Here is a 12,172-nt window from a genome sequence, read left to right on the forward strand (position 1 = left end):
CCACTGCCCCAACCACCCCAACGACCACCACCACCCCGTCATCGATCGCGCCGGTCCTCACCATCGCGGATCCGACACTCAAGGTGAACGGGCTGGGTGGTACGGTTGACCTCGGAGTCAAGGTGACAACGACCGACCCCAACGATGTCGTGACCGTGAATGTGACGGGCTTGCCGAGATACGAGACGATCACCGACAAGCTCGATGGTAAGACGTTTAGTGGCAAGAACATCACCTTGACGGCGGCGCAGGTCGACAGCGGATTGACGCTGCAATCGAACTACAAGGGCGCGGCTCATCCGGTGGCGACGCTCACGCTGACGGCAACGGCCAAGGACCCGGTCACCGGCGCCGTCACGACAGCCTCGCCGCAGAGCATCACCGTAGTGGATCCTCGGCCCGCGACCGCCACAACGTCGCTAGAGTCCTTGGCAACCCGGGGCCCTGCGCTGCTGCACGAGCAAAGGGACCTGGTCGCCGGCGGCGCTAGGACCTGGGCGCCGCATAGCCTTGCCGCGGCGGATCATCCGACTGCGACCGGCACGGCCAGGGCGTCCCTGGCAAGCCAGAGTTTTGCGCTGCTGAACCAGTATCTGGCCGGCAAATCCGGCCGGGTCGATTCCGGTCAGATCGTGGCTGTCTTGTCGAATGGAGCCAGCTGGGATCACGACACGTACATGACCAGACCGCACCATTGATCGCCTCCGCACCCAGGGGCTTCCGCCCCTGGGTGCAGCACCGTCAAGGTTGTGAATGCCAGGGGGAGATCGAACGCGGACGTATTTCCGCAAGGGTTAGCCAAAATGGCGATACAAAACGAGAATGCCTACGCAGCAGACCATGGACTTCGAGCCCTGGCCCTGTTCCTGCGCTTTCATGGCGTGGACGCCAAGCCCGACCAGATCCGCGATCGCTATGGCGACGGCGGTGCAATCGGCATCCGCGCGATGCTTCGCTGCGCCCGCGAGCTCGGGCTTAAGGTCGGCGCGCGCAAGGCACATTGGAACCGTCTTTCGAGCGTTCGGCTGCCCGGCATCGCTTCGTTGCACGATGGCGGATTTCTGCTTCTCGCAAAGGCCGACGACAACGGCGCGGTTGTGCTGCATCCACACTCGTCGGGGCCGAAGCGGATTACGCGCGCGGAATTGGAAGCAATCTGGGATGGCCGTTTGATCCTGGCCGGATCACAGAACGTCGCGCAGCGGGCGCTTCATACCCTTGCTGGCATGGGTATGCGCGGTCGTGATCTGCTGCGGCGCGCCCGCGATACCGTGATGCGCCCGCGTTTCGCCGATCGACGCGATACGGCCGCCGAGGCGACGAGCACCGCATCTGAGAGCGACGATGACTCAGGGCTCATTGCCTTGGCGATATTGCTGCGTTGCCATGGCATCGCGGCCGACCCGGACCAGATCCGGCATCGGATGGGCGCGGCGCGCGTGGGTGTTACCGAAGTCCTGCGCTGTGCAAAGGATTTCGGACTCAAAGCCCAGGCACAGAGGACGAAGTGGAATCGGCTTGCGGTTACTCCGTTGCCGGGAATCGCCGTGCTTCGGGACGGTGGATTCCTGATCCTCGGCAAAGTCGTCGACGACAAGCTCCTCGTTCAGCGCCCGTCGTCGCCGCAACCCATTACAATGACCCAGGCCGACCTTGAGGCCATCTGGGACGGCGACATCATCCTGATGACCCGGCGCGCGCCCCTGACGGATCTCTCTCGACGGTTCGATATCAGCTGGTTTCTCGGCGCGGTCCACAAGTATCGCCATCTTCTCAGCGAAGTGCTGGTCGCGTCATTCTTCCTTCAGGTTTTTGCCCTTCTCTCACCGCTATTCTTCCAGGTGATCATCGACAAGGTGCTCGTGCATCGAAGCATGAGCACGCTTGATGTTCTGGTCACCGGTCTCGTCGCGCTGACGGTTTTCGAAACCGTCCTTGGCACGCTGCGCGTCTATCTGTTCGCGCATACGACGAACCGCATCGACGTCGAGCTCGGCGCCCGGCTGTTTCGTCACCTGCTGGCGTTGCCAATCGCATATTTCCAGACGCGCCGCGTCGGGGATTCGGTCGCACGCGTCCGCGAGCTCGAGAATATCCGCCAGTTCCTGACGAGCTCGGCGCTCACGCTTGTCATCGATCTCGTCTTCACCGTCGTTTTCCTCGCGGTGATGTTCTACTACACGACTTCGTTGACGCTGATCGTTCTGGCGTCGTTCCCATTCTACATCGGTATTTCTGCGGGAGCTGCGCCGCTGTTTCGCCGGCGCCTTGATGAGAAGTTCGATCGCGGCTCGGAGAATCAAGCTTTCCTGGTCGAGACCGTCACGGGCGTCGAAACGCTGAAGGCCATGGCGGTCGAGCCGCAGATGCAGCGACGTTGGGAGGAGCAGCTCGCCGCCTATGTGACCGCAAGCTTCCGCGTGCTCAGCCTGAACAATACGGCGAGCCAGGCGGTGCAGCTGATAAACAAGCTGGTCGTCGCCGCAACCCTGTACTTCGGTGCCAAGCTCGTGATCGGTGGCGACCTGACCGTCGGCGAACTCGTCGCATTCAATATGCTGGCATCCCGCGTAAGCATGCCGGTGCTGCGGCTCGCGCAGATTTGGCAGGATTTCCATCAGGCCCGCCTGTCGATCGATCGTCTCGGCGATATCCTCAACACCATTCCCGAGCCAAGCCTCAATCCTGGCCGCGCCACACTGCCGGCGATCCGCGGACAGGTGACATTCGAGCATGCGACTTTCCGCTACCGAGTCGACGGCCCCGAGGTGCTGCACGACGTGTCGTTCAGCGTCGAGCCCGGTCAGGTCATCGGCATCGTGGGCTCCTCGGGCTCCGGCAAGAGCACCATCGCCAAGCTGATACAGCGGCTCTATGTGCCGGAGAGCGGACGCGTGCTGGTCGATGGCGTCGATCTGGCGATGGTCGACCTGACCTGGCTTCGCCGCCAGATCGGAGTCGTCCTGCAAGAGAACGTACTCTTCAACCGATCCATTCGCGAAAACATCGCGCTCGCCGATCCGGCTATGCCTATGGAGCGCGTCGTTGCAGCGGCGTCGCTCGCTGGCGCTCACGATTTCATCCTGGAACTGCCCGAGGGCTATGACACTATCGTGGGCGAACGCGGCAGCAGTCTTTCTGGCGGACAGCGCCAGCGCGTCGCAATCGCGCGGGCACTCATCACCGATCCGCGCATCCTCATCCTCGACGAGGCGACCAGCGCGCTGGACTACGAAAGCGAACGCGCCATTCAGCAGAACATGACACGAATCTCTGCCGGCCGGACCGTCTTCGTCATCGCGCATCGGCTCTCGACTGTGCGTCACGCGAACCGGATCATCACGATCGAGCATGGCCGCATCGTCGAGGACGGTACCCATGATGACCTGATCCGCTCGAACGGGCGTTACGCTAACCTCCACTATCTGCAGGCCGGCATTCATGAAGTCCGCTAGCCAAAACATCGTCGAGTTTCCGAGAGTCAATCCTCGTCGCCACGAGCACGAAGTTGCGTTCCTGCCGGCGGCGCTCGAAATCACCGAATCGCCGCCGTCGCCGATCGGGCGCGCAATCGGGGCGAGTATCATCGCGGTCTTCTGCTTCGCGCTGGTGTGGGCGTCGCTGGGCAGCGTCGATATCGTCGCAACGGCGACGGGCAAGATCGTGCCAGACGGGCGCACCAAGCTGATCCAGCCATTCGACACCGGCGTCGTGCGCGCCATCAACGTGCGCGATGGTCAGAGCGTGAAGGCTGGCGACGTCCTGATCGAGCTCGACCCGACCATGACGGACGCCGACCAGGAGCGCCAGAAAAGCGATCTCCTTTCGGCCGAACTCGACGTCGCACGGCTGCGCGCGGCGCTCGCGGAGGATCCGCTTGCGGCCTTCCGACCGCCGCAGGGGGCAAGCGCGGCGGAGATCGAGATGCACCGTCAGTTTCTTGTCAGTCAGCTCGCCGAACAGAACACCAAGCTCGCCGAGATCGATCGCGAGCAAACCCAGAAAGAGGCGGAACGATCGACCACTTTGGCGAGCGGCGCGAAGCTCGAGGCGACGATACCGCTGCTGCAGGAGCGGGTCGACATTCAAAAGAACCTCGTCGACAAGGCACTTGCTTCGAAGGTCGTCTATCTCTCCGAGTATCAGGAACTGGTAGGCCTTCAGCAGGATCTCAACCTGCAGCAGAGCCGGCTGCGCGAAGCCGACGCAGCCATCGCGTTGCTGAAGGAAACGAGGGAAAAGACCGCCGCGGAGTACCGGCGCGCGACCTATGAGGCACTCGCAAAAGCCGAGCAGAGAGCTGCGAGCACCGGGCAGGAAGTGATCAAGGCAGAGCGGCGCACGAAGCTCCAACAATTGACCGCGCCGGTCGATGGCGTTGTGCAGCAACTCGCCGTTCATACGGTGGGAGGTGTGGTGACGCCTGCTCAGCCACTCGCCGTGGTGGTTCCGAGTGAGAGCCATCTCGAGATCGAGGCCATGCTCTCCAACCGAGACATCGGTTTCGTCCATCCGGGACAGAAGGCGGAAATCAAAGTCGACACATTCAACTTCACCCGCTACGGGCTTCTTCATGGTGAAGTGCTCAGCGTGTCATCCGACGCCATAGTTCGCGACAGGCAGCAGAGCGCGTCGAACGACCGCGCGTTGGGCGCAGCGCAGAGCGACAGTGAGCCGAGAGATCAGGAACTGCAGTATGCCACGCGCGTTTCACTTGACCGTACGGACATGCAGGTGGATGACAAGCTCGTCAAGCTCGGTCCGGGTATGGCGGTGACGGTCGAGATCAAGACTGGCACGCGCAGTATCATTGGCTATTTCCTCTCGCCGCTGGCGAAAACCAAGCAGGAATCATTGCACGAGCGGTAAAAGGGCAGGCTTCCAGCCGACGAACCTTTGTCCCTGCCATTGTCAACTCGAGCCACGTGGCGTCGGGTAACAATGAAGAAACAGCAGTCGCCAGGAAGAGCGCGCCAAGGCGATCCGAGCCGGAATTGACGCTTGTTTGCCGGAGCTAGCCAGGCGCCCGAAACGCCCTTCGTCCGGCAGGAACGCACGAGACACCCCTCTGCGCTGGCGGCGGACATGCTCCTGTTGGATAGGTGGGTGAGAAATCAGGGCTTTAGGGCTACCCCCAATTCATCAAGGGCTCTTGGGCACGGCTGCGTGCTAGGATCAGCCCCCGCATGTGCGGAGGGGAAACCGTGGCCCTGAACGTAGTCGGCCAAGCCAGACCGAACACATTCGCCTTCGAGACCAGTGCTGTCGCCGGAGCGACGTCGCGAGATGTTCGAGGCTCTCGATCCCGTGCTGCGCCGCAATCCAGAAGTCGGAGCCTACAACCAGACTTTCTGAGAGGAACTGGAGCATGCCGGACCGGATCGTAAGTTTTGTCATGAGCGGGGGCGTCGGATCACGGCTGTGGCCGCTCTCGCGCGAAGACAATCCCAAGCAATTCCATGACTTTTCGGGCGACGGCTCGATGCTTGCAAAAACTGTTCGACGCCTCAAGATGCGGCCGGACGGTGAGGCGCCGATCTACCTGATAGCTTCGGAACGGCATGCCGACCGCGTCATTTCGGATATCGGTGCGCTCGGCCTGAACGGCGGCAGACCGATTTTCGAGCCCATCGGACGCAATACGGCCGCGGCGGTCGCAATAGCCACCCTGCAGACAATCTCCGAACATGGCGTCGACGCGCTTGTACTGGTGGTGCCCTCCGACCACGAGATATCGACCGAAAAGCAATTCTGGGAAACCGTCGAAGCGGGCATGCCTGCCGCGGATTCAGGAAGCATTGTGGTATTCGGCATCAAACCGACGCATCCCGAAACAGGGTACGGCTACATAAAGGTTAAGGTTGCGGCAAATGGTGACGGAGTGGCCGCCGTTTCGCACTTTGTCGAAAAGCCCAATATCGAGACGGCCCGCAAATATGTGTCTTCGGGAAGGTTCTACTGGAACGCCGGCATCTTTCTGTTTCGTGCCGACACGATGCGGAAGGCATTTCTCGACCTCCGGCCGGACATCTGGGACACTGCGGAACGGGCCCATAAGACCGCACGGGCCGACCTCTCAGGCATTTATTTGCCTCAGGGCTTCTACTCGACCGTCCCGTCGACATCGATCGACTACGCGGTCATGGAGCATGCACGCGGTATCGCGATGGTTACGGCTTCCTTCCGCTGGAACGACCTTGGTTCGTGGCAATCGCTGCTCGAAGCCAGCCCGACGGACCGCGACGGAAATGTCGTAGCGGGCGACGTCGTCGCCATGGATTGCGGCAGCTCCTACCTCAGAAGCCAGGGCAGGCTGCTGACCGTCATCGGAATGAAGGATGTGGCGGTGGTGGCGACCCCGGACGCAGTGTTCGTCGCTCCGGTCACCCACAGCCAGAACGTGAAGAAGGTTGTCGAACAGTTAGAGAAGAGCGGACGCCTCGAGACGAAGTTCACGGCGTCGGAAGACCGCGTCATAATCAGCGGATCATGGCGAAAGCGCGTCGAGCACTGGCTCTTCAACGAGACGCTGCCGCTGTGGTCCACTGCAGGTGTCGACGATGTGCATGGCGGCTTCCACGAGGCTCTCGGTTTCGATGCAAGGCCGTTAGGCAAGCCCAAGCGCATGCGGACGATGGCTCGCCAGATCTACGCTTTCGCGGTCGCCAAGGAACGCGGCTGGGCCGGACCGGCCGACAGGCTCATCAGCCACGGCATCGACTTCATCGCGAAATACGGTCGCACCGACCGCGGCGGCTGGGTTCGCAGCCTCAATTCCAACGGCAGCGTGGTCGACCCGGTGGAGGACGCCTACGACCATTCCTGTGTGCTCCTGGCGCTTGCCCATGCTCATCGATGCGGCGATCGGGATGCCTTGCGGCTTGCTCAAGAGACATTTCATTTCATCGACACCCATCTCGAGGACGGCTGCTTGAACGGCTTCCTGGAGAGCCCTGGCTGGAGTGGGGTGCGGTTCTCGAACCCGCATATGCACATGCTGGAATCCTTCCTTGCCTGGTATGGCGTCACCGGCGACCGCAGCTACCTGCGTCGGGCGGCACGCATCATCGATCTTTTCCGGAGTCACTTCTTCGACCAGGAGAGCTGGACGCTTGGCGAACGCTTCGATGTCGACTGGCTGCCGCTGCCTGGAGACGACGGTCAGTGGACCGAACCGGGGCACCATTTCGAATGGGCCTCGCTCCTTGTCGATTTCACGCGGGCAAGTGGGCAGAAAGACTTGGCAGTCTACGCAAGGAAGCTCTATTCGTCGGCGATCGCCAGCGGATTGAACCGGGCCACCGGTCTGGCTTATGCGGCCGTGTCGCGGCAGGGAATGCCCTTCGACCGGCTCTCTCGCAGTTGGCCGCAATGCGAGGCCGTCAAGGCGGCCATCGCCCTGGACGGCATTGGCGGGCCTGATCTGAAACCCGAGATCGAAGCTCGTGTCGCCCGCCTCTTCCGATGGCATATCGATCCAGCACCGCTTGGCTTGTGGGTTGACAGGATTGACGAGCGCGGAAGGTCAGTGGCGACGGAGGTCCCCGCGAGCATCTTCTACCATCTGGTAACGGCGTTGATGCAGTACCTGGACAAGACCGAAGGGCAGGTAGAGCCCTTCCCGCTCCCGGGGTCCGATGCCGGCGGCCCCACTCGGACGCAGGTCTACGGTTGATCAAGGATCGGCCGTTCGTCGGATGCGGAGGAGACGTCCAAATCCGACGAACTTTCCCTACTCGCGCGCAAGGGTGAGACGATGACACGCGTGCAACGCGCTGCCGATGGAATGGCGGGTCCGTCGCACGGCGCGGCGTTGAACACCTGCAGGGCCGGCGATGCGGGGCGAGTCGCCGATTGTCGAAATGGCAGCCAGCTGAAACCAAAGTCTTCCAAGGAGCCTGGAAGCGCGGCAGCCAAGAGATGCCGGCGCCGAATGGCGAGGCAGAGGTCAAATGCGCGGTATGCAATCCCACCCATCGCTACGATCCGGACTTCGCTTTCAAGCGGGTCAAGGCCGAGGCCCACATCAGGGATGATCCGGTTGCTACCCCTGCTTCGTCCATATGGATGTGTTTCGCCTGTTTCAGCCGAAGTTTATATTTCTTTGCCAGCCGGTTGCCGTTTCCTCAGGCAACGCCGGTAAGGCTCGGCTCTCTGTCATGTGAACGACAAGAGCGCGCCGGGCCGCAAAACGTCCGCGATCACGCCACAGGCACCGACGGATTGGCTGGTAGCTTGTTAGGGCGGTGGATTTTTTGTTCGCCTGGCCGGCGCCATATACCCCACCCAAACACGCCCAATGTGGCGCCGGCCACCTTCCACTGTGTCAGAAGTCCCGGACGGCGGCACCAATTTGACTCGCCAACGCCTGACTAAAGCCCAGGGTGCATCGTCACTGGCCATTGAACGGGCGCTGAGAATGAGCGCTCGCTTATGACGGGTAAGCTGACCGGTTTTTCAGCCCTGCGGCCGAACCTGCGGCAGGGCGGCGTCGAGCGACCGCTCGAACGCATCGACCAGCGTATCCACCTGGGGCTCGGTGATGATCAGGGGCGGGCAGAAGGCGATGGCGTCGCCCATGTTGCGCGAAATGACGCCATTCTGCTGCAGGAACCCGTTGACCAGCGCACCGAGGGCGGCAGGCTTGCCCCATGGCGCCTTGCTCGCCTTGTCGGTGACCAGCTCGACGGCGGCGATCAGGCCAACGCCGCGCACCTCGCCGACCAGCGGATGCGAGGCCAGCCTGCGCAGCCTTGCCTGCAGATGCGCGCCGATGGTGCGCGCGTTGCCGACGAGGTCGCGTTCCTCGATCAGCTTGATATTCTCCAGCGCGACGGCCGCGGCGACGGGATGGCCGCCGCCGGTGAAGCCGTGGCCGAAGGTGCCGATGCGATCGCTTTCATCGGCGATCGGCTCGAACACCTTGTCGTTGATGAGCAATGCCGAGATCGGCAGATAGGAGGAAGAAATCTGCTTCGACAGAACCATGATGTCAGGCTTGATGCCGAAGGTCTGCGAGCCGAACATCTCGCCGGTCCGGCCAAAGCCGCAGATGACCTCGTCGGCAACGAGCAGGATGTCGTATCTCGACAGCACGGACTGGATCTTCTCCCAATAGCCGGCGGGCGGAACGACGACGCCGCCGGCGCCCATGATCGGCTCGCCGAAGAAGGCGGCGATGGTCTCCGGTCCCTCGGCAAGGATCAGCGTCTCCAACTCGTCGGCGAGACGGCTGGAGAACTGCTCTTCGCTCTCGCCCGGCCTGGCATCGCGCCAATGGTGCGGCGTCGACGTGTGCAGCACATTGGCGATCGGCAGGTCGAAAGAGAGATGGTTGTTCGGCAGCCCGGTCAGGCTTGCCGCGGCAACGGTCACGCCGTGGTAGCCGCGCTTGCGGCTGATGATCTTCTTGCGCGCCGGCTGGCCGAGCGCGTTTGACCGGTACCAGATCATCTTGATGGCCGTATCGTTGGCCTCGGAGCCGGAATTGGTGAAGTAGGCCTTGCTCATGGGCACTGGCGCCATCTGCACCAGTTTCTCGGCCAGGTCGATCAGCGGCGAATGCGCCTTCGATCCGAAGTCGTGATAATAGGGCAGCTTCGACATCTGCCGCGTGGCCGCCTCGACCAGGCGCTTTTCCGAGAAGCCGACGGCGACGCTCCACAGCCCTGCCATCGCCTCGATATAGCGGTTGCCGGCAATGTCCTCGACATAGATGCCGTCGCCCTTTTCGATGACGAGCGGGCCCGTTTCCTGATGCTTGCGGGCATTGGTGTAGGCATGCAGGTGGAAGCGGATATCGCGGGCTTCAGGGGAATTGGGTCGGGCGTCCATGATGGCTCCTGTCTGCAGGCGTGCAGCCGAAACAGAACCGTCTCGTCTGATGAGCGGTCCAGGGATTACTCGCGTTTGGGATGCTTGATGCATCATGGCGGCAGGTGGCCGCAAGAGCCGCTGTGTCATGATCGATAGCGCCATGTGGTTCCCCAACTCAGTTCCAAATGATCCCGATGCCGCGGCCACGCACCTGATCGCCGGCACTGGACAACAAGGCTATGATCCTTGAAGGCTGCGACGCGCCGCTTGCGCAACCAGATGGACGGGGGCATGGAACAGGTCGATTGCATCGTCGCCGGCGCCGGCGTCATCGGTCTGGCGGCTGCGCGCGCCATGGCCGCACAAGGCCTGGACACGCTGATACTCGAAGCCGCCGACGCCATCGGCACCGAGACGAGTTCACGAAATTCGGAGGTCGTCCACGCCGGCATCTATTACCAAAAGGGGTCGCTGAAGGCGCGGTACTGCGTTGATGGGCGCGAGCTTCTGTACCGCTACTGCGCCGAGCGGTCGATCCCGCACCGGCGTTGTGGCAAGCTCATCGTCGCAACAGACGGGGCGCAGGAACCGGTGCTTTCCTCCATTCGCGGCAATGCCGCCGCTTGCGGAGTTGACGACCTGCGTTTTCTGTCCGCAGCCGAGGCGCAGGCGCTGGAGCCGGCGCTGCACTGCACCAAGGCATTGCTGTCGCCCTCCACCGGCATCGTCGACAGCCACGCGCTGATGCTCACCTTGCTCGGCGAGGCCGAAGCGGACGGCGCCATGCTGTCGCTCAACACGCGTGTGGTTTCCGGTCGTATCGGAACCGGCGGCATCGTCCTCGAGACGATGGACACCGCAAGCGGCGAGCGTTTCGAGATCGCCACCTCACACCTCGTCAACGCGGCAGGTCTCGGCGCAGTGGCGCTTGCCGCTTCGCTCGAAGGATTCGATCGGCAGTTCCTGCCGACGCTTCGCTACGCCAAGGGCAGTTATTTTTCGGTGGCCGGGCGCGTACCCTTCTCGCGGCTTGTCTATCCGGTGCCCGAACCCGGCGGGCTCGGCGTTCACCTGACGCTCGACCTCGCCGGCACGGCGCGCTTCGGGCCGGATGTCGAATGGACGGACGGGCTGGACTACCGCGTCGACCCCACGCGCGGCGAGCGCTTCTACGATGCGATCCGCAAATACTGGCCGGAGCTCGCGGACGGCAGCCTGCAGCCGGCCTATAGCGGCATCCGCCCAAAGCTTTCCGGACCCGGCGAGGCCAACAGCGACTTCATCATCCAGGATGCGGCAACCCACGGCATCGAGGGCGTGGTCAATCTGTTCGGCATCGAAAGCCCCGGGCTGACGTCCAGCCTGGCGATCGCCGCGCATGTCGCGCGCATTCTGATGCTCGCCTAGCTGAGCACGAGAAGGTCATCGAAGGCTGCGCGAGAAAGACCGCGATCGCTGCGAGGCAGACCGAGGGTCTAAACCTTTTCCGCCGACAAGCGTTGATGTTTGCCAGCCCGGTTCTTCCGGCAGATCAGACATCGCCCAGCGGAGAGGTCGAACCCGATGTATTTCATGGCATTGGCCACTGACTATGATGGCACGGTCGCGCATGACGGCCTGGTCTCGAAAAGCACGTTCGCGGCGCTGGAGAAGCTGAAGAAATCCGGCCGCAAGCTCATCCTGGTCACCGGGCGCGAATTGCCGGACCTCAAGCAGGTCTTTCCGGAGGTTGGCATTTTCGACAAGGTCGTCGCGGAAAACGGTGCGCTGATCTACACGCCGGCAAGCGAGGAAGAGCGCACGATTTCGCCAGCGCCCTCGCCCGACCTCGTCGCCCGGCTGAAGAAGCGCGGCGTCAAGCCGCTCTCGGTCGGGCGCTCGATCGTCGCCACCTGGGAGCCGCATCAGGCAACGGTGCTCGACAGTCATCAAGAAGCTAGGGCTGGAGCTGGAGATCATCTTCAACAAGGGCGCGGTGATGATCCTGCCCAGCGGCATCAACAAGGCGACCGGCCTTGCAGCCGCGCTCGAAGATCTCAAGTTGTCACCGCACAATGTGGTCGCCGTCGGCGACGCTGAAAACGACCACGCCTTCCTGCGCGCCTCAGGCTGCAGTGTCGCCGTCGACAACGCCTTGCCGGCAGTGAAGGACACGGCCGATCTGGTGACCCGCGGGGAGCGCGGCAAAGGCGTCGAGGAATTGATCGGCAAGATGATCAAGCTCGATCATCTGATTGCGCGCAAACGTGCCAGGGGCGTCCTGCTTGGCAGCGCTAACGGCAAGGAAGTCTATCTCTCGCCGGTGGAGACAGTGTTGATTGCCGGGAGCTCCGGCATCGGCAAATCGACACTGGCC

General features: G+C 62.6%; 5 protein-coding genes and 2 pseudogenes. 6 read left to right on the top strand and 1 reads right to left on the bottom strand.

The genetic code is table 11. The features are described from left to right. The 4 genes and pseudogenes from EN742_RS38030 to EN742_RS09735 all read left to right on the top strand — a co-directional run. Positions 1-698: pseudogene (locus EN742_RS38030) on the top strand (hypothetical protein); the annotation flags it as partial. A gap of 105 nt (positions 699-803) precedes the next feature. Then, a complete protein-coding gene (locus tag EN742_RS09725) occupies positions 804-3,455 on the top strand; it encodes a type I secretion system permease/ATPase (protein WP_126055888.1) in 2,652 nt (883 codons plus the stop codon). Further along, complete coding sequence (locus EN742_RS09730; protein WP_126055889.1) at positions 3,442-4,869, top strand: HlyD family type I secretion periplasmic adaptor subunit; 1,428 nt, start codon at positions 3,442-3,444, stop codon at positions 4,867-4,869. The genes EN742_RS09725 and EN742_RS09730 overlap by 14 nt, the downstream gene beginning before the upstream one ends. Before the next feature lie 499 nt (positions 4,870-5,368). Next, complete coding sequence (locus tag EN742_RS09735; protein ID WP_126055890.1) at positions 5,369-7,675, top strand: AGE family epimerase/isomerase; 2,307 nt, start codon at positions 5,369-5,371, stop codon at positions 7,673-7,675. A gap of 782 nt (positions 7,676-8,457) precedes the next feature. Here the strand turns inward: EN742_RS09735 and EN742_RS09745 are convergent. After that, the gene (locus tag EN742_RS09745; protein WP_127405638.1) at positions 8,458-9,834 is read right to left on the bottom strand and encodes an aspartate aminotransferase family protein; all 1,377 of its coding nucleotides are present in this window, start codon (positions 9,832-9,834) and stop codon (positions 8,458-8,460) included. A gap of 273 nt (positions 9,835-10,107) precedes the next feature. On the opposite strand from EN742_RS09745, the gene EN742_RS09750 reads away from it, so the two are divergent. Then, a complete protein-coding gene (locus tag EN742_RS09750) occupies positions 10,108-11,223 on the top strand; it encodes an NAD(P)/FAD-dependent oxidoreductase (RefSeq protein WP_128332732.1) in 1,116 nt (371 codons plus the stop codon). Positions 11,224-11,379: 156 nt separating this feature from the next. Next, positions 11,380-12,172, top strand: a pseudogene (locus tag EN742_RS09755) (HAD-IIB family hydrolase); the annotation flags it as partial.

This window comes from Mesorhizobium sp. M4A.F.Ca.ET.020.02.1.1 (genome assembly GCF_004022645.1).
GTDB lineage: Bacteria > Pseudomonadota > Alphaproteobacteria > Rhizobiales > Rhizobiaceae > Mesorhizobium.

Bases quoted from the DNA above. Each gene is read 5' to 3' on its own strand.
- EN742_RS09730 (WP_126055889.1), top strand. From the start codon at position 3,442: ATGAAGTCCGCTAGCCAAAACATCGTCGAGTTTCCGAGAGTCAATCCT.
- EN742_RS09750 (WP_128332732.1), top strand. From the start codon at position 10,108: ATGGAACAGGTCGATTGCATCGTCGCCGGCGCCGGCGTCATCGGTCTG.
- EN742_RS09725 (WP_126055888.1), top strand. From the start codon at position 804: ATGGCGATACAAAACGAGAATGCCTACGCAGCAGACCATGGACTTCGA.
- EN742_RS09735 (WP_126055890.1), top strand. From the start codon at position 5,369: ATGCCGGACCGGATCGTAAGTTTTGTCATGAGCGGGGGCGTCGGATCA.
- EN742_RS09745 (WP_127405638.1), bottom strand. From the start codon at position 9,834: ATGGACGCCCGACCCAATTCCCCTGAAGCCCGCGATATCCGCTTCCAC.